24 protein-coding genes and 1 tRNA gene are annotated in these 25,381 nt (G+C 71.6%); 7 read left to right on the plus strand and 18 right to left on the minus strand.

The features are described 5' to 3' along the window. Nucleotides 1–12 precede the first annotated feature (12 nt). Both AB0J46_RS10980 and AB0J46_RS10985 read left to right on the plus strand, forming a co-directional pair. A complete protein-coding gene (locus tag AB0J46_RS10980) occupies nt 13–456 on the plus strand; it encodes a VOC family protein (protein ID WP_364329419.1) in 444 nt (147 codons plus the stop codon). After that, complete coding sequence (locus AB0J46_RS10985; RefSeq protein WP_364329422.1) at nt 457–1,320, plus strand: pyridoxamine 5'-phosphate oxidase family protein; 864 nt, start codon at nt 457–459, stop codon at nt 1,318–1,320. A gap of 15 nt (nt 1,321–1,335) precedes the next feature. Here AB0J46_RS10985 and AB0J46_RS10990 read toward each other — a convergent pair whose 3' ends face one another. Both AB0J46_RS10990 and AB0J46_RS10995 read right to left on the minus strand, forming a co-directional pair. Further along, nucleotides 1,336–1,743, minus strand: coding sequence for a hemerythrin domain-containing protein (locus tag AB0J46_RS10990; protein ID WP_364329425.1), 408 nt, complete (start codon nt 1,741–1,743; stop codon nt 1,336–1,338). Further along, nucleotides 1,740–3,071: an MFS transporter gene (locus AB0J46_RS10995; RefSeq protein WP_364329428.1), complete on the minus strand. Its 1,332-nt coding sequence runs from the start codon at nt 3,069–3,071 to the stop codon at nt 1,740–1,742. The genes AB0J46_RS10990 and AB0J46_RS10995 overlap by 4 nt, the downstream gene beginning before the upstream one ends. 22 nt (nt 3,072–3,093) lie before the next feature. Here AB0J46_RS10995 and AB0J46_RS11000 point away from each other — a divergent pair, with 22 nt between their 5' ends. Continuing rightward, nucleotides 3,094–3,756: a TetR/AcrR family transcriptional regulator gene (locus AB0J46_RS11000; RefSeq protein WP_364329431.1), complete on the plus strand. Its 663-nt coding sequence runs from the start codon at nt 3,094–3,096 to the stop codon at nt 3,754–3,756. 1 nt (nt 3,757) lies between these two features. Here AB0J46_RS11000 and AB0J46_RS11005 read toward each other — a convergent pair whose 3' ends face one another. Further along, complete coding sequence (locus AB0J46_RS11005; RefSeq protein ID WP_364329434.1) at nt 3,758–4,807, minus strand: helix-turn-helix domain-containing protein; 1,050 nt, start codon at nt 4,805–4,807, stop codon at nt 3,758–3,760. Nucleotides 4,808–4,877: 70 nt separating this feature from the next. Between AB0J46_RS11005 and AB0J46_RS11010 the strand changes: the two genes are divergently transcribed. Then, nucleotides 4,878–5,897 (plus strand): 3-oxoacyl-[acyl-carrier-protein] synthase III C-terminal domain-containing protein, encoded by a 1,020-nt coding sequence (locus AB0J46_RS11010; protein ID WP_358284061.1) that lies wholly within the window; start codon nt 4,878–4,880, stop codon nt 5,895–5,897. Between the two features lie 238 nt (nt 5,898–6,135). Next, nucleotides 6,136–7,626 (plus strand): von Willebrand factor type A domain-containing protein, encoded by a 1,491-nt coding sequence (locus tag AB0J46_RS11015; RefSeq protein WP_364329438.1) that lies wholly within the window; start codon nt 6,136–6,138, stop codon nt 7,624–7,626. A gap of 12 nt (nt 7,627–7,638) precedes the next feature. On the opposite strand, the gene AB0J46_RS11020 is transcribed toward AB0J46_RS11015, so the two are convergent. Beyond that, nucleotides 7,639–8,304, minus strand: a complete 666-nt coding sequence (locus AB0J46_RS11020) for a tRNA-dependent cyclodipeptide synthase (RefSeq protein ID WP_358284056.1) — start codon at nt 8,302–8,304, stop codon at nt 7,639–7,641. Between the two features lie 94 nt (nt 8,305–8,398). On the opposite strand from AB0J46_RS11020, the gene AB0J46_RS11025 reads away from it, so the two are divergent. Further along, nucleotides 8,399–8,471 (plus strand) — tRNA-Ala (locus AB0J46_RS11025). A gap of 29 nt (nt 8,472–8,500) precedes the next feature. Here the strand turns inward: AB0J46_RS11025 and AB0J46_RS11030 are convergent. The 3 genes from AB0J46_RS11030 to AB0J46_RS11040 all read right to left on the minus strand — a co-directional run bounded on the left by AB0J46_RS11030 (nt 8,501) and on the right by AB0J46_RS11040 (nt 11,030). Next, nucleotides 8,501–8,905 (minus strand): DUF3224 domain-containing protein, encoded by a 405-nt coding sequence (locus AB0J46_RS11030; RefSeq protein ID WP_364329442.1) that lies wholly within the window; start codon nt 8,903–8,905, stop codon nt 8,501–8,503. A gap of 36 nt (nt 8,906–8,941) precedes the next feature. After that, nucleotides 8,942–9,733 (minus strand): LLM class flavin-dependent oxidoreductase, encoded by a 792-nt coding sequence (locus tag AB0J46_RS11035; RefSeq protein WP_364329445.1) that lies wholly within the window; start codon nt 9,731–9,733, stop codon nt 8,942–8,944. Between the two features lie 91 nt (nt 9,734–9,824). Then, on the minus strand, nt 9,825–11,030 hold the full coding sequence (locus AB0J46_RS11040) for an FAD-binding protein (protein ID WP_364329448.1): 1,206 nt from the start codon (nt 11,028–11,030) through the stop codon (nt 9,825–9,827). A gap of 66 nt (nt 11,031–11,096) precedes the next feature. Between AB0J46_RS11040 and AB0J46_RS11045 the strand changes: the two genes are divergently transcribed. Continuing rightward, nucleotides 11,097–11,444 (plus strand): PLDc N-terminal domain-containing protein, encoded by a 348-nt coding sequence (locus AB0J46_RS11045; protein WP_358284049.1) that lies wholly within the window; start codon nt 11,097–11,099, stop codon nt 11,442–11,444. Here AB0J46_RS11045 and araA read toward each other — a convergent pair. From araA to AB0J46_RS11100, 11 genes are all read right to left on the minus strand, one after another. After that, entirely contained in the window at nt 11,441–12,895 is a 1,455-nt protein-coding gene (gene araA, locus AB0J46_RS11050) for an L-arabinose isomerase (protein WP_364329452.1), read from the minus strand. The genes AB0J46_RS11045 and araA overlap by 4 nt on opposite strands. After that, complete coding sequence (locus AB0J46_RS11055; RefSeq protein ID WP_364329455.1) at nt 12,892–13,554, minus strand: L-ribulose-5-phosphate 4-epimerase; 663 nt, start codon at nt 13,552–13,554, stop codon at nt 12,892–12,894. The genes araA and AB0J46_RS11055 overlap by 4 nt, the downstream gene beginning before the upstream one ends. Continuing rightward, nucleotides 13,551–15,170, minus strand: coding sequence for a ribulokinase (gene araB, locus AB0J46_RS11060; RefSeq protein ID WP_364329619.1), 1,620 nt, complete (start codon nt 15,168–15,170; stop codon nt 13,551–13,553). Before araB ends, AB0J46_RS11055 begins: the two co-directional genes overlap by 4 nt. A 53-nt stretch (nt 15,171–15,223) precedes the next feature. Next, nucleotides 15,224–16,207: a LacI family DNA-binding transcriptional regulator gene (locus AB0J46_RS11065; protein WP_358285920.1), complete on the minus strand. Its 984-nt coding sequence runs from the start codon at nt 16,205–16,207 to the stop codon at nt 15,224–15,226. Nucleotides 16,208–16,279: 72 nt separating this feature from the next. Beyond that, nucleotides 16,280–17,539 (minus strand): multiple monosaccharide ABC transporter permease, encoded by a 1,260-nt coding sequence (mmsB, locus tag AB0J46_RS11070; RefSeq protein ID WP_364329458.1) that lies wholly within the window; start codon nt 17,537–17,539, stop codon nt 16,280–16,282. 5 nt (nt 17,540–17,544) lie between these two features. Beyond that, nucleotides 17,545–19,074, minus strand: coding sequence for a multiple monosaccharide ABC transporter ATP-binding protein (mmsA, locus tag AB0J46_RS11075; RefSeq protein ID WP_364329461.1), 1,530 nt, complete (start codon nt 19,072–19,074; stop codon nt 17,545–17,547). A gap of 61 nt (nt 19,075–19,135) precedes the next feature. Beyond that, nucleotides 19,136–20,254, minus strand: a complete 1,119-nt coding sequence (chvE, locus tag AB0J46_RS11080; protein ID WP_357984784.1) for a multiple monosaccharide ABC transporter substrate-binding protein — start codon at nt 20,252–20,254, stop codon at nt 19,136–19,138. Between the two features lie 208 nt (nt 20,255–20,462). After that, on the minus strand, nt 20,463–21,437 hold the full coding sequence (yjfF, locus tag AB0J46_RS11085) for a galactofuranose ABC transporter, permease protein YjfF (protein ID WP_358285917.1): 975 nt from the start codon (nt 21,435–21,437) through the stop codon (nt 20,463–20,465). 5 nt (nt 21,438–21,442) lie between these two features. Then, nucleotides 21,443–22,456, minus strand: coding sequence for an ABC transporter permease (locus AB0J46_RS11090; protein ID WP_352326440.1), 1,014 nt, complete (start codon nt 22,454–22,456; stop codon nt 21,443–21,445). Further along, nucleotides 22,456–23,964: a sugar ABC transporter ATP-binding protein gene (locus AB0J46_RS11095; protein ID WP_364329465.1), complete on the minus strand. Its 1,509-nt coding sequence runs from the start codon at nt 23,962–23,964 to the stop codon at nt 22,456–22,458. The genes AB0J46_RS11090 and AB0J46_RS11095 overlap by 1 nt, the downstream gene beginning before the upstream one ends. Nucleotides 23,965–24,016: 52 nt before the next feature. Then, the gene (locus tag AB0J46_RS11100) at nt 24,017–24,991 is read right to left on the minus strand and encodes an ABC transporter substrate-binding protein (RefSeq protein WP_364329468.1); all 975 of its coding nucleotides are present in this window, start codon (nt 24,989–24,991) and stop codon (nt 24,017–24,019) included. Nucleotides 24,992–25,381 lie beyond the last annotated feature (390 nt).

The raw sequence follows: 25,381 nt of genomic DNA on the forward strand, positions 1-25,381 counted from the left end.
GAGGAGAGTCGTATGTCATTCCGGACCGGGCACGTCGGGCTCAACGTCACCGACCTCGACAGGTCGAAGGAGTTCTACGGCCGCGTCTTCGGCTTCACCGTCGCCCACGAGTCCGCCGAGGACGGCCGCCGCTACGCCCTCCTCGCCCAGGACGGCAAGCTCGTCGTCACGCTCTGGCAGCAGAGCGACGGCCGCTTCCCCACCGCCCTGCCCGGCCTGCACCACCTGTCCTTCCAGGTCGAGGACCTCGACGCGGTGCGCAGGGCCGAGCAGGTCATCAGGGAGATCGGCGCGAAGCTGCACCACGACGGCGTGGTCCCGCACGGCGAGGGCGCCTCCTCCGGCGGCGTGTTCTTCGAGGACCCCGACGGCATCCGGCTGGAGATCTCCGCCCCCGGCGCCGCGGGTGACCGTCCCGCTCCCACGGCCGGCGCTCCCACCTGCGGATTCTTCTAAATGAGACATCCGGGGGAGATCGCCGTCCAGGCCCGCGCCGGGGTGCGGACGCCGGGCGCGTTCGGCAGCTCGCGCACCCGTCCCGAGATCCCCGAGGTGGCCGCCGCGTTCCTGCGGGCGCAGCGCCTGCTGGTCGCGGGCGCGGCCGACGACCTCGGCCAGGTGTGGGCCGACGTGCTGACCGGGCCGCCGGGGTTCGCCGACGCCGACGACGACCGCACGATCACCGTCCGCGCCCTGCCCGCGGCGCCGCTGCGGGACCTGTTCACGGCGGAGCGCGACATCGGGCTGCTGGCCATCGAGCCGCACACCCGGCGCCGGATGCGCGTGAACGGCACCGCCGTGCAGGCGGGCGGCGGCCTGGTGATCTGGACGGAGCAGGTGTACTCCAACTGCCCCAAGTACATCCAGGCGCGCGAGCCCACCGCCGCGCCCGGCGTCCCGGAGGTCGTCGGCGGCGGGACGCGGCTCGCGCCGGGCCACGTCGAGTGGATCGAGCGGGCCGACACGTTCTTCGTCGCCACCCGCGCCGCGGGCCTGGGGGCCGACGTCTCCCACCGCGGCGGCAACCCGGGGTTCGTCCGGGTGACCGGGCCGGGGTCGCTGGAGTTCCCGGACTACGTCGGCAACTCGATGTACATGACGCTCGGCAACCTGGAGCTCGACCCGGCCGCCGGGCTGCTGTTCGTCGACTGGGACGCCGGCCGCACCCTCCACCTGACCGGCCGCGCGGAGGTGGACTGGGCCGCGGAGCAACGCTCGGTGCGGTTCGAGCTGACCGCGTACACGGAGGTGGACGGCACGGTCGGGGCGGGCTGGACGCCGCCGGAACTCCACCGCTTCAACCCGCCCGTCACCCGCTGACGACGGGCGGCGGGCTCAGAGGTTCTCCGGCATCGAGGTCATACCGTTCAGCAGCGGGACGAGCTGTTCCTCCTCGTAGTCCAGGTGGGCCTCCAGCTCGGCGGCCAGCCGGTCGAGCTCGTCGCCCGCGTCCGTGCCGGCCAGGTCGCGGACGCGGGCGACCAGCCGGGCCACCACCCGGTGCTCGGCGCCCAGCCGGGCCAGGACGTCGGCCAGCTCGGGACGCTCGGCGGCCAGGTGCGGGAACAGCACCGCGTCCTCGCCCTCGTGGTGGGCGTGCAGGGCGTCGCAGAAGGCCAGGCAGTGCGTGCGCAGGTCGAACCCCGCGCCGCCGGCCCGCAGGCGTGCCAGCTCCCGCCGGAAGCCGTCGTGCAGCTTCACCAGTTCGTCACCCCACGCGATCAGGCGCTGTTCCGCGCTCATGCCCACGCCACCGCCCGCGCCCGATGGACGGCCGCGAACACGGCGGCCAGCAGGGCGGCCCCGGCGGCGACGCCGAAGCTCCAGCCGGCTCCCCCGGTGGCCGACACGGCCGCGCCGACGGCTCCGGCCAGGCTGCTGCCCACGACCCTGACCAGCGCGTTCACGCCTCCGGCCGCCGCGGTCTTGGCCGGTTCGACGTGCTCGACGGCCATCGTGCCGAGCGCCGCGTACACCAGGCCGACGCCGAGGCCCAGGACGGCGGCGGCCCCGTACAGGTCGGCGGCGGTGTCGCGGAAGACCACCAGCCACACCGCGGCGGCGGTGACCAGTGCGGAGCCGCCGGAGACCAGCGCCGCGGCCGGGAAGCGCCGCATCAGCGGCCCGGCCAGCATCGAGACGGCGAGCATCAGCACCGTGGTCGGCAGCAGGTACAGCCCCACCTGCAGCACCGAGGCCCCGAGGCTGCCCTGGGCGACCGCCGACAGCGTGGTGATCGCCCCGAACAGCGCGAACCCGATGAGGAACGAGGCCACCGTGGCCCCGACCGTGCCCCGGTGCAGCAGCATGGGGATCTCGATCAGCGGCGCGGCGGTGCGCCGGGCCGTGACCACCCACGCCACCGCGAGCACGACCGCCCCCGCGAGCAGCCCCAACGTCGGCGGCGACGTCCAGCCCCAGGCGCCGCCCTTGCTGATCGCGAGCAGCAGGCAGACCAGCCAGCCGGCGACGAGCACGGCCCCCACCAGGTCGGGACGCCCCGCCCGCCCGGCCGGCACGGCCTCCCGCACCAGCGCCGCCACCAGGACGAAGCTCAGCGCGCCCAGCGCCGCCAGGATCCAGAACATGGCCCGGTGGTCGCCGCCGACCAGCCCGGCCAGGATCATGCCGCCGCCGCTGCCCACGCCGATGGTGGCGCTCAGCACGCCGATCGCCGTGGCCAGCCGGTGGGCGGGGACCGCCTGCCTGGCCAGCCCCATGGCCAGCGGGAGCAGCGCGGCGGACACGCCCTGGAGCACCCGTCCGGCGACGACCGCGCCGAGCGCGCCGGACAGCGCGGCGACCGCCGCACCGGCCACGAGCAGGGCGAGCGCGGACAGGGCGACCGGGCGGCGGCCGTACATGTCGCCGAGCCGGGACAGCAGCGGGATCGCGACCGCGCCGGACAGCAGGCCGGCGGTGAGCGTCCAGGAGACGGAGGTGGGCGACGCGCCGAACTGCCTCTGGAGCAGCGGGAGCATCGGGACGACGACGGTCATCTGGAGTGACCCGACGGCGACCGCGAACGCCAGGACCACCACCGCCGTCCAGGGAGATGTCTTTTTATACATGTATAGAAAGTAACATGACGACATGCCCGCACGCACTGGAAGGCCGCCCCGGATCTCGCGGGCGGACATCGTGGCAGCGGCGCACCGGGTCATCGAGGCCGACGGCGTCGGCGGGCTGACCATGCGCAGGCTGGCCAAGGAGGTCGGCAGCACGCCGATGGCGCTCTACCACCACGTCCGCGACAAGGAGGAGCTGCTGCTGCTCCTGCTCGACGAGTACGCGGCCGGCCTGCCGCGCCCCGACCTGCCCGCCGACCCGCGCGAACGGGTGGTCGTGGTGGCCCTGGCCATGCGCGACGGGGTGGCCGGCTGCCCCTGGGCGGTGGACGTGCTGCGCGCCGACGACCTGCTCGCGGTCGGCGCGCTGTGGTACCCGGAGAAGATCATCGACGCGGCCCTCGGCGCGGGCCTGACGGCCGAGCGCGCCGTGCATCTCTACCGGATCATCTGGCACTACACGGCGGGCGAGATCGCCGTCCGCGCGGCGGCCGGGCGCAGGCGCGAGGAGGGCGGGCCGACCTACCGCGACCAGGTCTTCGCCGGCCTCGACCCGGCCGTCCTGCCCCGCCTGGCCGAACTGGGCGGCCGCTGGGCCGAGCTCACCGCCGAGGACACCTACGAGCTGGGACTGCGCGCCCTGGTGGACGGCCTGCTCCCCCGCCCCGGCCAGACGGCGACGGGTTGAGTCAGGGGCCGAAGGCGCGGCGGTAGGCGGAGGGTGAGGTGCGCATCGCGCGGGTGAAGTGGTGGCGGAACGTCGCCGGGCTCTCGAACCCGACCGCCGCCCCGATCTCCTCCACCGGCACCGCCGTCGACTCCAGCATCGGCAGGCTCGCCGCCACCCGCTGCGAGATCACCCACCGCAGCGGGCTGGTCCCGGTCTGCCGCTTGAAGTGCCTGATGAACGAGCGTTGCGACATGTGCGCCACCGCGGCCAGGTCCGCCACGCCGATCGGCCCGGCCAGGTGGTCGAGCGCCCACCCCATCGCCCTGGCCACGCCGCCGTCGTCGGCCACGGGCGTGACGGCGGCCTCGATGAACTGGGCCTGACCGCCCTCCCGATGCGGCGGGACGACCAGGCGGCGGGCGACCGCGTTGGCCACGTTCGGCCCATGGTCGTTGCGTACCAGGTGGACGAGCAGGTCGAGGCCGGCGGCGCTGCCCGCGCTGGTCAGCACGTCGCCGCCGTCCACGTACAGGACCGAGGGGTTGACGCGGACGGCGGGGAAGCGCCGCTGGAGCAGGTCGGCGTACCTCCAGTGGGTGGTGGCCTCGCGGCCGTCCAGGAGACCGGCGGCGGCCAGCGCGAACGCGCCGGAGCAGATCGACACCATCCGGGCGCCCCGGCCGTGGGCCAGGCGCAGGGCCTCGACCAGCTCGCCCGAGACCTCGCCCCGGACGTCGGCCACGCCGGGCACGATCACCGTCCCGGCCCCGGCCAGGACGTCGAGCCCGTGCGCGGCCTGCATGGTGAACCCGCCGACCACGCGCAGCGGCTCGGCGGTCTCGGCGCACACCTTGAGGTCGTACCAGGGGACGTCCAGCTCGGGCCGGGGCAGCCCGAAGAACTCCACGACGCACCCCAGCTCGAACGGCGCCATCCCGTCGAAGGCCAGCACGGCGACCGTGGGCAACCGGGCGGGAACCGGCAGCGGAACCGGACCCGGCGGCCGGGCGGGGGCCGGAAGCGGGGCGGCGGGGGTCGTGGGCGGTCGGCCGGAGGTCGGAAGCGGCACATCCGCATATTAACCGCCCATATCCGGCGCGAGCAGGTTAGCGCTCCGCTCCCTGCGGCAGGAGTGATATATGCATATTTCGGGGGTAGAGACCGTTTTCCCCGATCACCGCTACGAGCAGGCGGAGATCACCGAAGCGTTCTCCCGTCTGACGGACTGCGACGAGGAGTTGCTGCGGCGCTTCCACGCGGCCACCGGCGTCGTGGGCCGCAACCTCGCACTCCCGCTGGACGGCTACACCAAGCTCGACTCCTTCGCCCGCGCCAACGCCATGTACGTCGAGATCGCCCTCGACCTGGGTGAACAGGCCGTCCGAGGCGCCCTCGAAAAGGCCGACGTGCCGCCGGGGAAGATCGACCACCTGCTGTTCTGCTCGACCACCGGCCTGGCCACGCCCTCGCTGGACGCCAGGCTCGCCCAGCGCCTCGGGCTGCGCGGCGACGTCAAACGGGTGCCCGTGTTCGGCCTCGGCTGCGCCGCCGGGGCCTCGGGCCTGTCGCGCCTGCACGACTATCTGCGCGGCTGGCCGGACCACGCCGCCGTGCTGGTCTGCGTGGAGCTGTGCTCGCTGACCATCCAGCGCGACGACTCATCGATCGCCAACATGATCGCCAGCGGCCTGTTCGGGGACGGCGCGGCGGCCGTCGTGGCCACCGGGCGCGGCCGGGGCCCCGAGGTCGTCGCCACCCGCAGCAGGCTCTATCCCGACACCGAGCACCTGATGGGATGGGAGGTGGGCGACCACGGCTTCCACATCGTGCTCGACGCCGACCTCACCCACTTCGTGGACCAGGTGCTGGCCGACGACATCAGGGCCTTCCTGGCCGACTACGGCCTGACCCCCGACCAGGTGCCGACGTGGATCTGCCACCCCGGCGGCCCCAAGGTGATCGACAAGATCGTGCAGAGCCTCGACCTCGACCCCAGGGCCCTGGACGTGACCTGGCGGTCGCTGCGGACGTACGGGAACCTGTCGTCGGTATCGGTGCTCCACGTGCTCCAGGAGACCCGCGGGCACCCCGGGCGTCCCGCCGTCCTGATGGCCCTGGGCCCCGGCTTCTCCGCCGAACTGCTCCTGCTGCACTGGTGACGACGACCGGGCGAGGGCTGGTCGAAGGCCGATAACGACCGGGTGACGGCCGGTAACGGCGGGGCGACGGCGGCCTCCTCCGGGCCCGCGCGACCGTCCGCGCCGCCCGCCACCGCCCACCTCATCAGTCCGGATCTGTCACAACTGATCACGTGACGATCGCGGTTTGCGCTCGCTTGCGTCTCCGGCCCGGCCGCTGCCACACGGATCTCCGTCATAGGACGCGGAGGTGGTTGCGATGAGATGTCGCCCCTTAGCCATTCGTCCCCTGGCCATCAGCGTCGGGCTCGCCGCGCTTCTCGGACTCGCCGCGTGCGGCGGCTCCGGCGGATCGTCCAGCGGCAGCGCCGCGCGGGCCCCCCTGTCCGACACGCAGCGTCAACCCGCGCCGAGCGCGTCCCCGGCCGGCACCCAGGAATCCGAGCAGGACACGACCAAGGCGCAGATCTCCACCTTCGCCCTGGACGTGGACACCGCCTCGTACGGCTACGCCCGCCGTACGCTCCAGGAAGGGCGCTGGCCCGCGCCCGGCGAGATCCGCCCCGAGGAGTGGGTCAACGCCTTCGGGCAGGACTACGCGCAGCCCTCCGACGACGGCTTCGCCGTGCACGTGGACGGCGCCCGGCTGCCCGGCCGCGACGAGGCCGTGCTCCGCGTGGGCCTGCAGACCCGCGCCTCCGACTCGGCCGCGCGCCGCCCGGCCAACCTCACGTTCGTGGTCGACGTCTCCGGCTCGATGGCCGAGACCGGCCGCCTCGACCTGGTCAAGTCGGCCCTGCACAAGCTGCTCGACCAGCTCGCGCCCGGCGACCAGGTGTCGCTCGTGGCGTTCAGCGACCAGGCGGAGGTGCTGGCCTCCATGACGCCGCTCACCGCCAGGAGCCAGCTCCACGCCGCGGTGGACGAGCTGGCCACCGCCGGCGGCACGAACCTGCAGAGCGGCGTCCTGGCCGGGTACCGGGAGGCGTCCCAGGCGTTCCGGGCCGCCGCCACGAACCGGGTCGTCCTGCTCTCCGACGGCCTGGCCAACCAGGGCGACACCGAGTGGCGGTCCATCGTGGAGCAGGTCAAGGAGTACGCGGGCAAGCAGGTCACGCTGCTCACCGTCGGCGTCGGCCGCGACTACGGCGACGAGCTGATGGAGCAGCTCGCCGACAACGGCGACGGCATGGCCGTCTACGTGGACTCCGAGCAGGAGGCCGAGAAGGTCTTCACCACCCAGCTCCCGGCCACCATCGAGGTACGGGCCCGCGACGCCAAAGCGCAGGTCGTCTTCAACCCCTCGGTCGTGGAGAGCTACCAGCTCATCGGCTACGAGAACCGCGCGATGTCGGCCGAGGAGTTCCGTGACGACAGCCGCGACGGCGGCGAGATCGGCCCCGGCCACTCGGTCACGGCCCTGTACGCCCTCCACCTCAAGCCGGGCGCGCGGGGACAGCTCGCCCAGGCGACCGTGCGCTGGCAGGACCCCGACACCCGGGCGGCCTCCGAGGCCGGCAAGTCGCTGCGGGCCGATGAGCTGAACGCCTCCATCTGGACCGGTACGCCGGTCCGGCTGCAGGTGGACGTGGTGGTCGCGGCCTTCGCGGTCTACCTGCGCGACAGGAAGGCGTTCGGCCTGGACCTGCCGGCGCTGCGCGAGCACGCCGGGCGCCTGGCGCGGACCTCGGAGGACCCGATGGTCGCCGAGCTGGCCACCCTGATCGACAAGGCCCGCTCGGTCGGCTGACCGCCCGCCGGGTCAGGCGGGGTCAGGGGCCGGCCGGGAGGCGACGAAGCCCTGGTGGGGCGAGCGCGAGACGGGCAGTGTGCCCGCGTAGAGCTCCCCCACCAGCGGCATGGGCTCGGGGTGGCAGAACACCGACGAGCCCGTGCGCAGGATCGCCGGGCTGTTCAGCACCAGCGGCAGCCCGGCCAGCAGGAAGGGCAGCGCGTTCGCGGCCTGCTCGGGGGTGAGCTCCTGGCCGCCGACGCTCGGCAGCACCGCCGCCACGCACCGGGCGCGGAACGCGGCGTCCTTGGCGGCCAGCCGCTCCAGCTCCCGCCGGGAGCGCCGGTAGGCGCGGTTGCCGGCCAGCTCGTTCCAGTCGAAGACGGTGGCGTTGGCCGCCCCCATGCCTTCGAGCACCCGGATCACCCGGTTGCGCGTGTTGTTGGCGGCCGACCGCGCCTTGATCAGCGCCGCCCCGGACGGGAGCCCGCGCGCGACCAGCGTGCCGGCCAGCTCGACGCCCGGCACGAGCACGTGCACGCCGGTGAACGTGCGGGTCGCCCACTCCAGCAGGCTGCGGATGGCCCGCAGGGTGAAGAACCCGTTGAACGCGCTGACCTCGACGACGGCATGCTCACGAGCGGCGAGGATCTTCGCGCACCGCGGGGTCAACGGGACGGCCTGCACGCTGGACATGGCACGGAGAGTAGCAAGGTTTGACTCAGCGTATGCCTGGTACGCGCATGTGTGTCGCGGGTCCCGGAGTCCGATACACTTGTGACCGCAGCAAGGGGCTATGGCGCAGTTGGTAGCGCGCCTCCATGGCATGGAGGAGGTCTGGGGTTCGAATCCCCATAGCTCCACCCCTCATCCACCCGGGCGTTCGCCCGGGTCACTTCCTCTCCCGCAGCTCGTAGTCCAGGGTGTAGGAGTGCGAGCCGTCCGGGGCGATGATGATGTTCATCCGTCCCGTGATGCCGGTCAGCTCGCCGACGCCCGAATCGGGCACGATCGTGATGGTGAGCGACTGGCCTCCGCGGTCGCTCATCGCCTGGTGCGCCACGACGAAGCCGCCCTTCCGGCCCTCCAGGGCGCCCTCGATGCGTTCCAGCGCCACGTACGCGCGCGAGTCCTCCACCGGCGTCGAGGCCACCATCAGATGGACGACGCTCGTCCCGGTCAGGTCGCCGTGGAAGGTCTTGGTCATGCTGACGAGGCCGAGCGCGACGCCGTCGCGGTCGTCGAAGGGCGGCTTGGCGTCCCAGCCGGCGGTGTCGAAGGTTCCCTGTGCGGTCATGGGAAACATCGTGCCGGTCATACCTGTCAGCTTCCGTCAGGTACCGGCCAGACGTTCCACGACGGGCGCGAAGGCGTCGATGAACTGGGCGTTCACCGTCACGTACGAGATCCCGAGCCGGTCCCTGCGCCGCCGCAGGACGTCGGCCATCTCGTCGGGGGTGCCGGTGAGCAGGCCGGTGGCCCCGGGGCCGAGCGGGCCGAAGCGACCGGCCAGCCAGGCGGGCGGCTCGCCGCCGGCGGCCACCAGGTTCATGCCGAGCTCCAGGTCGTGGAAGCGGTCGCCGGCCAGCTCGTACAGCTCGTCCAGCTTGGCGGCGACCTGGTCCTCGGTGTGCTGCGGCGGCACGCCGAGCGCCACCGTGTCGGCCGTGCGCGCGGCCAGTCCGAGCACGCGCGCGCCCGTCGCGGCGACCAGGATCGGCACGTCCTTGACCGCGTCGATCGTCGCGGCCAGGCGTGCCACCCGCTCGGCCGGGGTGCCGAACGGCACGCCGAGCGCCGCCGCGTCCTGCTCGGCGCCCGGACGGCCGGCGCCCAGCCCCAGCTCGAAGCGTCCGCCGGTGAGGGTGTGCAGGGTGGCGGCCTCCCAGGCGACGGTCTCGGGCGTGCGGTACGGGGCGCTGATCACGTACGTGCCGACGCGCAACGTCGTGGTGACGGCGGCGGCCGCGGCCGCGGCGGCGAACGGCGACAGCGTCCCGAGCGTGTCGGGGACGAGCAGGGTCGAGAAGCCCAGGCTCTCGACCCTGCGGGCCAGCCCGGTCCAGGCCTGCGCGGTGGGGGCGTAACCGGCGACGGCCCCGAATCTGAACGGGTGATCGGTCATGCGCTCCACGATGCCGCGACGGCCCGGCCGGCACATCGTCCGCCGGACCGGTGGCCCGCTACGACGGCGGGCGCATGCCCGGCGCGGCCCGCTACTCCTCCGGCAGTAGCCGGACGAAGTCGTTGGCGAACTTGCCCGCCGGGTCCAGCCGCCCGGCCAGCTCGCGGAAGCCGGCGGGGCAGCCGGGGCGGCGGATGAACAGCTTGCCCCAGTGGGGCCGCGGGTCGAAGGGGGCGAGCGTCCGCTCGACCAGGTCGATCGCCGGGAGCACGGTGGCGACGTCCCTGATCCAGGTGAAGTGCACGCCGACGCTGTCGCGGTCGCGGAAGGGGCTGAGCCACAGGTCGTCGGCGGCGATCGTGCGCACCTCCGAGATCTGCAGGGCCGGGCGGACGCGGTCGCCGACCGCGTACAGCTCGCGCAGCGCGGCGACCGCGTGCGCGCGGGGCAGCAGGAACTCCGACTGGAGCTCGTCGCCGGCGCCGCTCGGCGGGGCGTCGGGCCGGAAGTGCGGCAGCCGCTCGTGCCAGGGGCCCGGCACGCCGAGCTGCGTGGTGCAGGCGTCGGCGGGCATCCCGGGCAGCGGGTGGCGGGGGCCGGATGCGGGGTGCGTGCCGTGCCAGGAGCCGGCGGTGAACTCCTCGCGGCGCTTGAGCCAGATCCGGGTGTCGCGCCAGTCGGTGAACAGGCTGACGCTGTAGCCGTTCGCCATGATGTCGTCGAATCCGTCGAGCGCGTCGGGCGTCAGGCCCTCTCTGACGTACTGGCGCAGCTCGAAGGCCGGTACGAGGTCGAGCGTCAGCGTGTGGACGACGCCGAGGGCGCCCAGCGAGACGACCGCGCCGGCGAAGTCGTCGTCCCCGCGGGACAAGGACAGCAGTGAGCCGTCGGCGGTGACCAGCTCCAGCCCGGACACGGCGGCGGCCAGGCAGCGGTTGGCGTCGCCGGAGCCGTGCGTGCCGGTCGCGACCGAGCCGGCGACCGAGATGTGCGGCAGCGAGGCCATGTTCTCCAGCGCGAACCCGGCCGCGTGCACCGCCTCGGCCAGCCGCGCGTACGTGGTGCCGGCGGCGACCCGGACCGTGCGCGCCGCGCTGTCGATCTCGATCGTCTCGGGCATGCGGTCGAGCACGACGAGGTCGCCGGTGGTGTCGGCGACGTCGTTGAAGGAATGACCGCTGCCCAGGGCCCGCACCCGGTCGCTCTCGGCCACCAGGCCGCGCAGCTCGTCGAGCGAGGCGGGACGGTGGACGGCCCGCGCCCGGAAGGCGGTGTTGCCCGCCCAGTTGGTCAACATCACGGCTTCACCCTATTCATCCGGTTTCCCTTGCCGACTCCCCCGCCCATCACTACGTTCGGCCCCGTGCTGTATCTGTCCGAGGCCATGGGCCTGGCCACCCTCGTGTTGTGGCTCTACTGCCTCTTCGACGTGATCACCACGCCGGACGCGGTCTGCAGGAACCTGCCCAAGATCGTATGGGTGCTGGTGGTCCTGCTGTTCCCGCTGGTCGGCTCGGTCGTCTGGCTTCTGGCCGGCCGTCCGGAACGCGCCCCGCAGGCGGCCTCGCGCCCGAGCGCGTTCCCCGAGTACGACCGCCCGGGGCGGTTCGCCGCCACCGACCCCGACGACGACGCGGAGTTCCTGCGCCGCTGCCGCGAACGGGCCGAGGAGCAGCGCAGGAACGCCCCGAAGAAGCCGCCGGAGGACTAGAAGCCCTGGGCGAGCCGGTAGTACGCCTGGTTCCAGCGCAGCTCCTTGGTGAACTGCGCCGTCGTGGTGTCCTTGTCGATCACCAGCAGCTCCACGCCGAGCATGTCGGCCAGGTCGGTCAGCTCCTCGCGCCCGACGGCCGTGGACAGCACGGTGTGGTGCGGCGCCCCGGCGGTCAGCCAGGACTCGGTCGAGGTGCGCAGGTTCGGCCGCGGCGACCAGACGGCGCGGGCCACGGGCAGCTTCGGCAGCGGCTGCGGCGGCGCGACGAGGTCGATCTCGTTGGCCACCAGGCGGAACCTGTCGCCCATGTCGGCCAGGCCGACGACGATGCCGGGGCCGGGGGCGGCGTCGAACACCAGCCGCACCGGGTCCTCCCGCCCGCCGATGCTCAGCGGGTGGATCTCGCACGACGGCGTCCCGGCGGCGATGGACGGGCAGACCTCCAGCATGTGCGCGCCGAGGATGAGCTCGTTGCCGGGCGTCAGGTCGTAGGTGTAGTCCTCCATGAACGACGTGCCGCCGGGCTTCATGGCCTTGAGGGTGCGCAGCAGGACCGAGGTCTTCCAGTCGCCCTCGCCGCCGAAGCCGTAGCCGTCGGCCATCAGGCGCTGCACGGCCAGGCCGGGGAGCTGGCGCAGGCCGCCGAGGTCCTCGAAGTTCGTGGTGAAGGCGCGGAAGCCGCCGCGCTCCAGGAAGCCGCGCAGACCGAGTTCGATCCTGGCGGCGTACCGCAGCGACTCGTGGCGCTCGCCGAGCAGCTCGGGGGCCACCCGGTACAGCTCGGCGTACTCCTTGACCAGTGCCGACACGTCGGCGTCGGAGGCCGCGTCCACGGCCTCGACCAGCTCGTTGACGCCGTAGGTGTTGACCGAGACGCCGAACCGCAGCTGCGCCTCGACCTTGTCGCCCTCGGTCACGGCCACGTCGCGCATGTTGTCGCCGAAGCGGGCCAGCCGCAGCGCCCGCACCTCGGCCACGCCCCTGGCCGCGCGTGCCCACGCCTCGACGCGCGCGCCGACGGCCGGGTCGCTGACGTGCCCGGCGACGGTCTTGCGCGGCACGCCGAGCCGGGTCTGCACGAACCCGAACTCGCGGTCGCCGTGCGCGGCCTGGTTGAGGTTCATGAAGTCCATGTCGATGGAGCTCCACGGCAGCTCGACGTCGGCCTGCGTGTGCAGGTGCAGCAGCGGCTTGCGCAGCGCGTCGAGCCCGGCGATCCACATCTTGGCCGGGGAGAAGGTGTGCATCCAGGCGATGACGCCGGCGCACTCGTCGTCCGCGTTGGCCTCCAGCATGACGCGCCTGATCGCGGCGGCGTCGGTCAGCACGGGCCGCCACTGCACGGGCACGGGAAGCTGCTCGGCGATGCGCCGCGACTGCTCGGCCACCTGGCTCAGCGTGTCCTCGCCGTACAGTCCCTGGCTGCCGGTCAGAAACCAGATGTTCAACGCGGGCTCCTCTGTCCGTAGACGTTCTGATAGCGGTCGTACAGGCGGTCGACGTGGGCCGGGCCGATGGGCAGCGGCGTGCCGAGCTGCCTGGACACGTGGACGGTGCGGGCCACGTCCTCGCACATCACGGCGGCCTTGACGGCGGCCTTGGGGTCCTTGCCGATGGTGAAGACGCCGTGGTTCTGCATGAGGACGGCCGGCGAGCGGTGGCCCTTGAGCGTCTGCACGACGCCCTGGCCGATGGAGTCGTCCCCGATCAGCGCGAACGGGCCGACCGGGATCTCGCCGCCGAACTCGTCGGCCATGGCCGTCAGCACGCACGGGACGGCCTCGCCGCGGGCCGCCCACGCCGAGGCGTAGGTCGAGTGGGTGTGCACGACGCCGCCGACCTCGGGCATCTCGCGGTAGACGTAGGCGTGCGCGGCCGTGTCGCTGGAGGGCGCGTGGGCCCCCTCGACGAGGTTGCCGTCCAGGTCGCAGACGACCATGTTCTCTGGGGTCAGCTCGTCGTAGGAGACCCCGGACGGCTTGATGACGAACAGGTCCTCGCCCGGGACGCGGCCCGAGACGTTGCCCGCGGTCCAGACGACCAGCCCGTAGTGCACCAGCTCGGCGTGCAGCCCGGCGACGGTCGCTCTCGTTGCCTCGTGGTTCACTTGACGGCCTCGTTCCTGATCGCGCGGAGGGTGTGCAGCATGCGCCCGTCCCCGAAGTGGTCGTGCAGGTCGCGGTACTGGGCGTACAGGCGGTCGTAGGCGTCGGCGCGGGCCTCGTCCGGCACGTACGCCGCCCGCGTGCGCTTGCCCATCGCCGCGGCGGCCTCCTCGATGCCGGGGTAGGCCCCGGCGGCGACGGCCGCGTGCACGGCCGAGCCGAGCGCGGGGCCCTGGTCGGAGCCGATGACCGACAGCGGGCGGCGCAGCACGTCGGCGTAGACCTGCATGAGGAAGCGGTTCTTCAGCAGCCCGCCGGCGACCACGAACTCCTCGACGGGCACGCCGGACTTCTCGAACGTCTCGACGATCATGCGGGCGCCGTACGCGGTGGACTCGATGAGCGCGCGGTAGACGTCCTCGGGCCTGGTGGCGAGGGTCTGGCCGACGATCACGCCGGACAGGTCGTGGTCCACGAGCACCGAGCGGTTGCCGCCGAACCAGTCGAGCGCGACCAGCCCGTGCGCGCCGACGGCCTGGCGCTCGGCCAGCTCGGTCAGGCGCTCGTGGCCGTCGGTGCCGAAGGTGTCGACGTACCAGGCGAAGATGTCGCCGACGGCGGACTGGCCGGCCTCGTAGCCCCACAGGCCGGGCACGATGCCGTCCCGGACGACACCGCACATCCCGGGCACCTCGGCCAGCCGGTCGCTGGGCATGATGTGGCAGGTGGAGGTGCCCATGATGGCCACCATCTGACCGGGGCGCACGGCGTCCGCGGCGGCGGCGGTGACGTGGGCGTCCACGTTGCCGACGGCCACGGCGATGCCCTCGGGCAGGCCGGTCCATCCGGCCGCCCGCGCCGTCAGGACGCCGGCCAGGCCGCCGAGGGGGGCCAGGGTGACGCCGCCGACGTCGTCGCCGACCACGCCGGTGGCCAGTTTGCCGGCGAAGCCGGAGAAGCCCGGGTCGAGCGCGGCGAGGAAGTCCTCGGAGGGGTAGCTCCCGTCCTGGAAGACGCCCTTGTAGCCGGCGGTGCAGATGTTGCGGCTCTCGACGCCGGACAGCTGCCAGACGATCCAGTCGGCCGCCTCGATCCAGCGCTCGGCCCTGGCGTACACCTCGGGGGCCTCCTCCAGGACCTGCAGGGCCTTGGCGAACTCCCACTCCGAGGAGATCTTGCCGCCGTAGCGCGGCAGCCAGCTCTCGCCCCGCCGCGCGGCCAGCTCGTTGATGCGGTCGGCGTGCGGCTGGGCGGCGTGGTGCTTCCACAACTTCGGCCAGGCGTGCGGCTGCTCGGGCGTCTCGAAGCACAGGGGCGTGCCGTCGGCCGTGGTCGGCAGGACGGTGCAGGCGGTGAAGTCGGTGCCGATGCCGATCACGTCCTCGGCGGCGACCCCGGCGGCGGCCAGGGCCCCGGGCACGGCCACGCGCAGCACGTCCAGCCAGTCGCGCGGCGACTGCAGCGCCCAGTCGGGGCCGAGCCGCACGCCGGTGCCGGGGAGCGTGTGCTCGATGACGCGCTCGGCGTACTCGTGGACGGCGCTGCCCAGCTCGGCGCCGTCGGACACGCGGACGACGACCGCGCGCCCCGACAGCGTGCCGAAGTCCACTCCGACCACGAACTTGTTAGCGTTCACATTGCACTCCAGAGAGTTGTCTGTTCGCCTGCCGGCTATCGGGCCGGCGCGGTGCTGGACCTGACGACGAAGCTGGGACGCACCACCATGCGCTCGTAGGCCGCCGGCCCGGCGTCGATCTGCCGCAGCAGCACCTCGATGCAGTGGCGGCCCACCACGTCGAAGTCCTGCCGGACCGTGGTGAGCGGCGGGGAGAAGAACTCGGACTCGGGGATGTCGTCGAAGCCCACGACGCTGATCCGCCCGGGGACGGGCACCCCGGCCTCGCTGAGCGCGCGCAGCACGCCCAGCGCCATCTGGTCGTTGGCGGCGAACACCGCGGTGACCCCCTCCATCCCGGCCAGGCGCCGGCCGGCCGCGTACCCGGCGCGCGGGCTCCAGTCGCCGGGCAGCGGCTCGGGCACCGGCCGGCCGGCCGCCTCCAGCGTGGCGCGCCAGCCCTCGACGCGCCCCTCGGTCTCCAGCCAGTCGGACGGCCCCGCGACGTGCCAGACCGTCTCGTGGCCCAGGTCGAGCAGGTGCTGGGTGGCGAGCCTGGCGCCCTCGACCTGGTCGATGCAGACCGCGGAGACGTCGGCGCCGTGCGCGCCCTCGACCACGACCGCGGGCACCCCGGCCGGCAGGCTCTCCAGGGCGGAGGCGGCCGAGCGCTGCGGCGCGACCACCACCACCCCGTCCACGCTCTGCTCGGCCAGGTAGTCCAGCGCGTCGCGGACGCTGGCCGCGTCGATCGACTTCAGGCTCACGATGCTGACGAAGTACCCCGCGGTCCTGGCCGCCTGCTCGATGCCGTAGACCATGCTGGCCGGGCCGTACAGGGTGGTGTCGAAGCTCACCACGCCGAGGGTGCGCGACCGCTTGGTGACCAGCGCGCGGGCGACCAGGTTGCGCCGGTAGCCCAGCCGGACGATCGCCTCCTCCACCCGGGCGCGGGTGTCGGCCCGGACGTTCGGGTGGTCGTTGAGCACCCGTGAGACCGTCTGGTGCGACACGCCGGCCTCCTTGGCCACGTCGGCCATGACCGGCGGACGCGGCCTGGGGCTCGGTACCACGGGTTCTCCTTTCGCGGGGCTTGCCGGGGCCTGCGGTGGTCAGCGGGAGGCGCCGGCGCGCCGCTTGGTCCACACGTCGAACGCGACGGCGGCCAGCAGCACGGCGCCCTTGACGAGCATCACGCGCTCACTGGGCGAGCCGATGAGCGACATGCCGTTGTTGATGACAGCCATGATCAGACCGCCGGTGATCGCGCCGACGACCTTGCCCACGCCGCCCTGGACGGCCGCGCCGCCGATGAAGGCGGCCGCGATGGCGTCCAGCTCGAAGCTGTTGCCCGCGGTCGGGCCCGCCTGGTTGAGCCGTCCGGCGAAGATGATGCCGGCGACGGAGGCCAGCACGCCCATGTTGACGAAGATCCAGAAGACCACCGACTTGACCTTGACGCCGGACATGACCGCCGCCTGCAGGTTGCCGCCGATGGCGTAGATCTGCCGGCCGAAGACCGTGCGGTTGGCCATCAGCGAGTACGCCAGCACCAGCGCGGCCAGCAGCACCAGCACCCACGGCAGGTTCTTGAAGCGGGCGAGCTGCACGACCAGGAACAGGATCAGCGCGGCGCCGGCCGCCATCTTCAGCGCGAACACGGCCATCGGCTCGACCGACTGGCCGTAGCCCCTGCGGGCGTTGCGGGTGCGCCACTGCGCGGCGACCATGCCGCCGATCGCGACCAGGCCGATGAGCAGGCTGAACAGGTCGGCGCCGCCCAGCGGGCCGAGGCCCACGTTGCCGAGGTAGCCGTCGGTGAAGCCGTTGGCCAGCGTGCGGACCTGGTCGGGGAACGGGCCGATGCCCTGGTTGCCGAGCACGGTCATGGTGAGCGCGCGGAACAGCAGCATGCCGGCCAGCGTGACGATGAAGGCCGGGATGCCGAAGTAGGCGATCCAGTACCCCTGCCAGGCCCCGATCAGCGCGCCGGCGGCGACCGTGATCAGCAGGGCCAGCGGCCACGGCAGGCCCATGTTCACCATGAGCACGGCGGCCAGCGCCCCGGTGACCGCCACCACCGAGCCGACCGACAGGTCGATGTGCCCGGCGATGATGACCAGGATCATCCCGATCGCCAGGATCAGGACGTAGGAGTTCTGGACGATGATGTTGGAGATGTTCTGCGGCTGGAGCAACGCGCCGTCGGTGAGCACCGAGAACAGCACGATGATCAGCGCGAAGGCGATGTAGATGCCGCTCGAACGCAGGTTGAGCGACAGGCCGCCCAGCGACACCCGGCCGGGCCGCCGCGGCGCTCCCCCGTCGCCTCCCGCGCCGACCTGCACGTCGGCGGGCGTGATGCTGCTCATCGGAGCTACTCCTGTCCCTTGGTCATGAGATGCATGAGGCTTTCCTGGGTGGCCTCTCGGCGGGGGACCTCGCCGGTGACGCGACCTTCGGAGAGCGTGTAGATGCGGTCGCACAGGCCGAGCAGCTCAGGCAACTCACTGGAGATCACCAGCACGGCCTTGCCCTGGTCGGCGAGGCGGTTGATGATCGTGTAGATCTCGTACTTGGCGCCGACGTCGATGCCGCGGGTGGGCTCGTCGAGGATGAGCACGTCAGGTTGCGTCAGGATCCACTTGGAGAGCACGACCTTCTGCTGGTTGCCGCCGCTCAGCTTGCCGACGACGCTGTCGACGCTGGGCGCCTTGATGTTCATGCTCCGGTGGAACTCCTCGGCGACCTTGTACTCCTCGTTCTCGTTCACCCAGCCGCGCCGGGCCAGGCCCTTGAGCCCGGCCGCGCTGATGTTGCGCTTGATGTCCTCGATGAGGTTGAGGCCGTACCGCTTGCGGTCCTCGGTGGCGTAGGCCAGGCCGTGGCGGATCGCGTCCTGCACGTTGCGGATCTCGATCGGCTTGCCGTCCTTGAAGACCTTGCCGGAGATGTGCACGCCGTACGTGCGGCCGAACAGGCTCATCGCCAGCTCGGTGCGCCCGGCGCCCATCAGGCCGGCCAGGCCGACGATCTCGCCCCTGCGCAGGGTGAGCGCGGCGCCGTCCACGACCTTCCGGCCGGGCTGGCTCGGGCTGTGCACCGTCCAGTCCTCGATCCGCAGGACCTCCTCGCCGATCGTCGACTCGTGCGGCGGGAATCGGTTGTCCAGCGCGCGGCCGACCATGCCGGAGATGATCCGGTCCTCGGTGACGTGGTCGGTGGCCATGTCCAGGGTCTCGATCGTGCGGCCGTCGCGGATGATCGTGACGGAGTCGGCGATCGCGGTCACCTCGTTGAGCTTGTGCGAGATGATCACGCAGGTGATGCCCTCGTCCCGCAGGCCGCGCAGCAGGTCGAGCAGGTGGGCCGAGTCGTCGTCGTTGAGCGCGGCGGTCGGCTCGTCGAGGATGAGCAGCTTCACCTCCTTCGACAGCGCCTTGGCGATCTCGACGAGCTGCTGCTTGCCGACGCCGAGGTCGGAGACCGTGGTGGTGGGGTTCTCCTGGAGGCCGACGCGGCGCATCAGCTCGGCGGCCTCGAAGTTGGTGCGGTTCCAGTCGATGAAGCCGCGCCTGGCGCGCTCGTTGCCGAGGAAGATGTTCTCCGCGATCGACAGCTGCGGGCTGAGCGCCAGCTCCTGGTGGATGATGACGATCCCGGCGTGCTCGCTGTCGCGGATGCCGGCGAACTCGCAGCGCGCGCCCTCGAAGGTGATCTCGCCCTCGTAGTCGCCGTGCGGGTAGACCCCGGACAGCACCTTCATCAGCGTCGACTTGCCGGCGCCGTTCTCGCCGCAGATGGCGTGGATCTCGCCGCGCCGGACGGCCAGGTTGACGTCCTGCAGCGCCTTGACACCGGGGAACGTCTTGGTGATCCCGCTCATCCGCAAGATGTGCTCGGTCATATGCCCCTCGCTCAGGTGTGGGAAGTGCCCCCGGGGGACCGCGGTCCCCCGGGGCGGGCCCTTACTTGAGCTGGTCCTCGGTGTAGTAGTTGCCGCCGACGATGATCTCCTTGTAGTTGCTCTTGTCCACGATCACCGGGTCGAGCAGGTAGGAGGGGACGACCTTGTTGCCGTTGTCGTAGTCCTTGGTGTTGTTCACCTCGGGCTTGCCGCCCTTGAGGACCGCGTCGGCCATCTTCACCGTCTGCTCGGCGAGCTTGCGGGTGTCCTTGAAGATGGTGGAGTACTGCTCGTCGGCGATGATCGACTTGACCGAGGCGAGCTCGGCGTCCTGGCCGGTCACGACGGGGTAGGGCTGGCCGCTGGTGCCGTAGCCGGAGCTCTTGAGCGCCGACAGGATGCCGATGGACAGGCCGTCGTACGGGGACAGCACGCCGTCCACCTTGGTGCCGCCGGTGTAGGTCTTGGTGAGGATGTCCTCCATGCGCTTCTGGGCCGTGGCCGGGTCCCAGCGCAGGATGGCGGCGGTCTTGAAGTCCTTCTGGCCGCTCTTGACCAGCAGGGTGCCGTCGTCGATCTTCGGCTGGAGCACCGACATGGCGCCGTTCCAGAAGAACGTGGCGTTGTTGTCGTCGGGCGAGCCGCCGAACAGCTCGACGTTGAACGGGCCCTTCTTGCCGTCGTCCACGCCGAGGCCCTTGAGCAGCGACGTCGCCTGCTGCACGCCGACCTTGAAGTTGTCGAAGGTGGCGTAGTAGTCGACGTTGGGGCTGTTGCGGATCAGGCGGTCGTAGGAGATGACCGGGATCTTGGCGTCGGCGGCCTGCTGGAGCTGCGAGGTGATCGCGGTGCCGTCGATCGAGGCGATGATCAGGAGCTTGGCGCCCTTGGTGATCTGGTTCTCGATCTGGTTGGCCTGCGTCGGGATGTCGTTCTCCGCGTACTGGAGGTCGACCTTGTAGCCCAGCTGTTCGAGCTGCTGCTTGACGTTGTCGCCGTCGTGGATCCACCGCTCGGACGACTTGGTGGGCATCGTGACGCCGATCAGGGCGCCCGCGCCGCCGGCGGCGGCCGACGTGGAGGCGTCGGCGTCGACCGTCTTCTGGCTGGAGCCGCAGGCCGTCATGGTCGCGGCGAGCGCGATGGCGGACACCACGCCCCCGATACGTCCCAACCTCATGTGGCACTCCTTGCAATGGGGGTTGCGGCAGCGGAATGTGAGCGTTAACTGCCGATCTTGCAGAGGACTCAGTCACAGAACGTGCCGAATCAGAACAAAGTTCTCGCTTCGTTCCCGCCGATTGTTATCGCTAACAAAGACGATGTCAACGGTTGAGGATAACCTGACGGAAACCTTTAGGTAACTTTCGCGGCAGACTCCTCGCAGGTCAGCGCCTTGGGCGCGCGCTGAAGATCCGTTGCAGCACGATGAAGACGAAGAGCAGCAGGCCGATGAAGATCTTGGTCCACCAGGAGCTGAGCGTGCCCTCGAAGCTGATGATCGTCTGGATCAGGCCGAGCACCAGCACGCCGAGCACCGTGCCGAGCAGGAAGCCGCTGCCGCCCGTGAGCAGCGTGCCGCCGATCACCACGGCGGCGATGGCGTCCAGCTCCATGCCCACGGCGTGCAGGCCGTAGCCCGAGAGCATGTAGAACGACAGCAGCACGCCGCCGAGCGCCGAGCAGAAGCCGCTCACCGTGTAGACCGTGATCTTCGTCCGGCCCACCGGCAGGCCCATGAGCAGCGCCGACTGCTCGCTGCCGCCCGTCGCGTACACGGCCCGGCCGAGCCGGGTGTAGTGCAGCACGTACGCCGCCACCAGCACGACCCCCACCGCGATGAGCACGCTCGGCGAGATCCACAACCCGGCGAACAGGTCGATCCTGGTCTGCGCGAACGCCGTGAACGTCGGGTCCTCGATCGGGATCGAGTCCGTGCCGATCGTGTAGCACAGCCCCCGGGCCAGGAACATCCCGGCCAGCGTCACGATGAACGGCTGGATGTCGAAGGCGTGCACGATGTACCCCATCACCAGCCCGAGCCCGGACCCGACGGCCAGCACCACCGGCACCACCACGTACGGCGGCCACCCCGGCCCCGACATCAACGACGCCGAGATCATCGTGGACAGCGCCACCACCGACCCCACCGACAGGTCGATGCCCCCGGCCAGGATCACGAACGTCATCCCCACCGCCACGACCAGCAGGAACGCGTTGTCGATGAAGACGTTGAGCACCACCTGCCCGCTGGCGAACCCCTCGTACCGGAGGCCGCCGACGACGAACATCGCCACGAACAGGCACGCCGTCACCAGCACGGGCAGGTGGCGGGCCGGCAACGCCACCCGGCCCACGGTCATGGTCGTCACAGGGTCACCCGCACTTTCTCCTCGGGGGCCGGACTGGGCGGCGCGCTGCCGCCGCGCCGGCGCAGCGCCTTCGCGCGGAACGACGGCGACTGCACGAGACAGACCGCCGTCACGACCAGCGCCTTGAACAGCAGGGTCGTCTCGGGCGGCACACCGATGGAGTAGATCGTCGTGGTGAGCGTCTGGATGACGAGCGCGCCGGCCACGGTCCCGCCCAGCGAGAACCGGCCGCCCGACAACGAGGTGCCGCCGATCACCACGGCCAGGATCGCGTCCAGCTCGATCCACAGGCCGGCGTTGTTGCCGTCGGCGCTGGAGACGTTCGAGCTGATCAGGATGCCGGCGATGCCCGCGCACAGGGCGGCGAAGGCGTAGACCATGATGACGATCCCGCGCGACCTGATGCCCGCGAGCCGGCTGGCCTCGGCGTTCCCGCCGACCGACTCGATCAGCAGGCCCAGCGCCAGCCGCCGGGTCAGGAACGCGGTGACCGCCAGCACGACCGGCACCAGCAGCACCCCGAACGGCACCGCCAGCAGATACCCACCGCCGATCAGCTTGTACGACGGGCTGTTGACCGTGATGATCTGCCCGTCGGTGATGAGCTGGGCCAGGCCGCGCCCGGCCACCATGAGGATCAGCGTGGCGATGATCGGCTGGATGCCCGCCTGCGCGACCAGGAACCCGTTCCAGGCGCCGAGCAGCAGGCACAGCCCGAGCGCGAGCGCCACGGCGGCGAGCACGCCGGCGTCCTCGCTGATCCGCAGGCAGGCCAGCGCGCCCGAGATCGCCACCACCGAGCCCACCGACAGGTCGATGCCGCCGGTCGCGATGACCAGCGTCATGCCCAGCGAGACCAGGATCAGCGGCGCGCCGAAGCGCAGGATGTCGATCAGGCTCCCGTACAGGTGCCCGTCCCTGACCTGGACGGACAGGAAGCTGGGGGTGAAGAACACGTTCAGGGCCAGCAGCAGCGCGAGCACCGCCACGGGCCACAACAGCCGCCGCATCAGGGCCGCCCTCCGCTCGCGATCGTCTCCATCAGCACGTCCGTGGTGAGGGCTTCGTCGTTGGGCAGCTCGGCCACCAGCCGCCGGTCGCGCAGCACCTCGACCTTGTGGCTGAGCCGCAGCACCTCCTCCAGCTCGGCGGAGATGAACAACACCGCCATGCCGCCGTCGGACAGCTCGGCGACCAGGCGCTGGATCTCGGTCTTGGCGCCGACGTCGATGCCGCGGGTGGGCTCGTCGAGGATGAGCAGCCGGGGCTCCAGGATGAGCCAGCGTGCCAGCAGCACCTTCTGCTGGTTGCCGCCGCTCAGGTTCCGCACCAGGTGCTCGGGGTTGGGCGGGCTGATCCGCAGGGCCTTGACGTACCGGGCGACCAGCTCGTCCTGCTGTTCGCGCGGCACCGGCCTGGTCCAGCCCCGGGTGGCCTGGAGGGCCAGGATGATGTTCTCGCGCACGGTGAGGTCGGGGATCAGGCCGTCCTCCTTGCGGTTCTCCGAGCAGAAGGCGATCTTGTGGTTCATCGCCGCGCGCGGGGTGCGCAGCGCGGCGGGCGCGCCGCCGACGGACAGCTCGCCGCCGCTGGCGTGGTCGGCGCCGAACAGCAGCCGCGCGACCTCGGTACGCCCCGAGCCGAGCAGCCCGGCCAGCCCCACGACCTCGCCCTCGTGGATGGTGAGCGAGAACGGCTCGATGGCCCCGGCCCGGCCCAGCCCGCGCGCCTCGACCAGCGGGCGGTCGAAGACCCTGGCCGCGCCGTGCAGGCGGTCGAGCGCGGCCAGCTCCTGGCCGATCATCTTGGCGACCAGGTCGAGCTGGGGCAGCTCGCGGGTGAGGTACTCGCCGACGAGCCGTCCGTTGCGGAGGATCGTCATACGGTCCGAAATTTCGTAGATCTGGTCGAGAAAGTGGGAGACGAAGAGGATGGCGATGCCCTCCTCTTTGAGCCGCCGCATCACCCGGAAGAGCTGCCGCACCTCGTCGGCGTCCAGGCTGGAGGTGGGCTCGTCCAGGATCAGCACCCGGGCCTCGATGTCGACCGCCCGTGCGATGGCCACCATCTGCTGCACCGCCGGCGAGTACGCCGACAGCGGCGCCGAGACGTCGATGCTCAGGTCCAGCCCGCTCAGCAGCTCGGCGGCCCTGGCCCGCACCCGTTTCCAGTCGATGCGCCCGAACCTGCGCGGCTCGCGGCCGATGAAGATGTTCTCGGCCACCGACAGGTTCGCGCAGAGGTTGACCTCCTGGTAGACCGTGCTGATGCCGCCCCGCTGCGCCTCGGCCGGGCCGGCGAAGGCGACGGGCCGCCCGCCCAGCTCGATCGTGCCCGAGTCGGCGGGATGCACGCCGGTGAGCACCTTGATCAGGGTGGACTTGCCGGCGCCGTTCTCGCCCATGAGCGCGTGCACCTCGCCGGGCAGCAGCCGCAGGTCCACGCCGTCCAGGGCCTTGACCCCGGGAAACTGTTTGCCGATCCCGTTCATCGTCAGGACCGGCACGGGTGCGGCCATGCGCCTCCCCTTCCGCCTGAAGGGGCCGGGCCACCGGGCCCGGCCCGCGCGATCAGTACTGACGGCTGGACAGGACCTGCTTGGCCTGCTCCTGCGTGAACGTGGTCTCCTCGGTCACCACGCGGGCCGGCACCTGCTCACCCTTGACGACCTTCTTGGCCAGGTCCATGAGCTGCGGGCCGAGCAGCGGCGAGCACTCGACGATGTAGTTGATCTTCCCGTCGGCCAGGGCCTGCATGCCGTCCTTGACGGCGTCGACCGTGATGATCTTGATGTCCTTGCCGGGCACCTTGCCCGCGCCCTCGATGGCCTCGATCGCGCCCAGGCCCATGTCGTCGTTGTGGGCGTAGAGCACGTCGATGTCCGGGTTGGACTTCAGGAAGGCCTCCATGACCTCCTTGCCCTTGGCCCTGGTGAAGTCGCCGGTCTGCGAGGCGATCACCTTGAACTTCGGGTCGGCGCCGATGACCTGGGCGAACCCGGCCTTGCGGTCGTTGGCGGGGGCCGAGCCGGTGGTGCCCTGGAGCTCGACGATGTTCACCTGGTCCTTGGCGTCCTTGTACTCCTGCACCAGCCACTGACCGGCCTTCTTGCCCTCCTCGACGAAATCGGAGCCGAGGAAGGTCTTGTACAGGGAGGTGTCCTTGGAGTCGACGGCGCGGTCGGTCAGGATGACCGGGATCTTCGCGTCCTTGGCCTCCTTGAGCACCGTGTCCCAGCCGGACTCCACCACCGGCGAGAAGGCGATGACGTCCACCTTCTGCTGGATGTAGGAGCGGATGGCCTTGATCTGGTTCTCCTGCTTCTGCTGGGCGTCGGAGAACTTGAGCGTCACGCCCGCGTTCTTGGCCGAGTCCTGCACGGACTTGGTGTTCGCGGTGCGCCAGCCGCTCTCCGCGCCGACCTGGGCGAAGCCCATGGTGATCGAGCCGTCGCCGCCGCCGCTGCCGCCACTGCCTCCGCCGCAGCTCGCCACCGACATCGCGGTGAGCCCGGCGAGCACCAGCGCCGAGATCCTCTTGAACACGTGGGGGGTTCCCTTCTCATGTGAGCGCTAACAACCGCAATCGGCTGCCGGCGCCTTCCTGCCTCGGGGGCCTGCGCGGTCCCGTCGGACCGTGCCCGTCTCGCGTACCGGCGACCGCGGGGCGCCAGGAAGCGGGCCGCCACCTCGCCTCCTCGGCCGCGACCGAGGGGAGACGACCCCGGACCGATCCCGCGACCGCTCCTTTCCTGGCTTGGCCACGACTGTGAACGTTAACAAGCACATCCGTCAAGGGCCCTCCGCATCACGGTCACGTCACGCCGGACACCCCTTGACTCCAGGGGCGTTCCCTCCCTAACGTGACGCCGATCACCTTTGTCAGCGGCCACTGCGACTGGTAGCGCTAACAGTCCCCTCGCCCGAGGAGCCCCC

The sequence above is a fragment of the Nonomuraea sp. NPDC049758 genome, assembly GCF_040674635.1.
Classification (GTDB): Bacteria; Actinomycetota; Actinomycetes; order Streptosporangiales; family Streptosporangiaceae; genus Nonomuraea.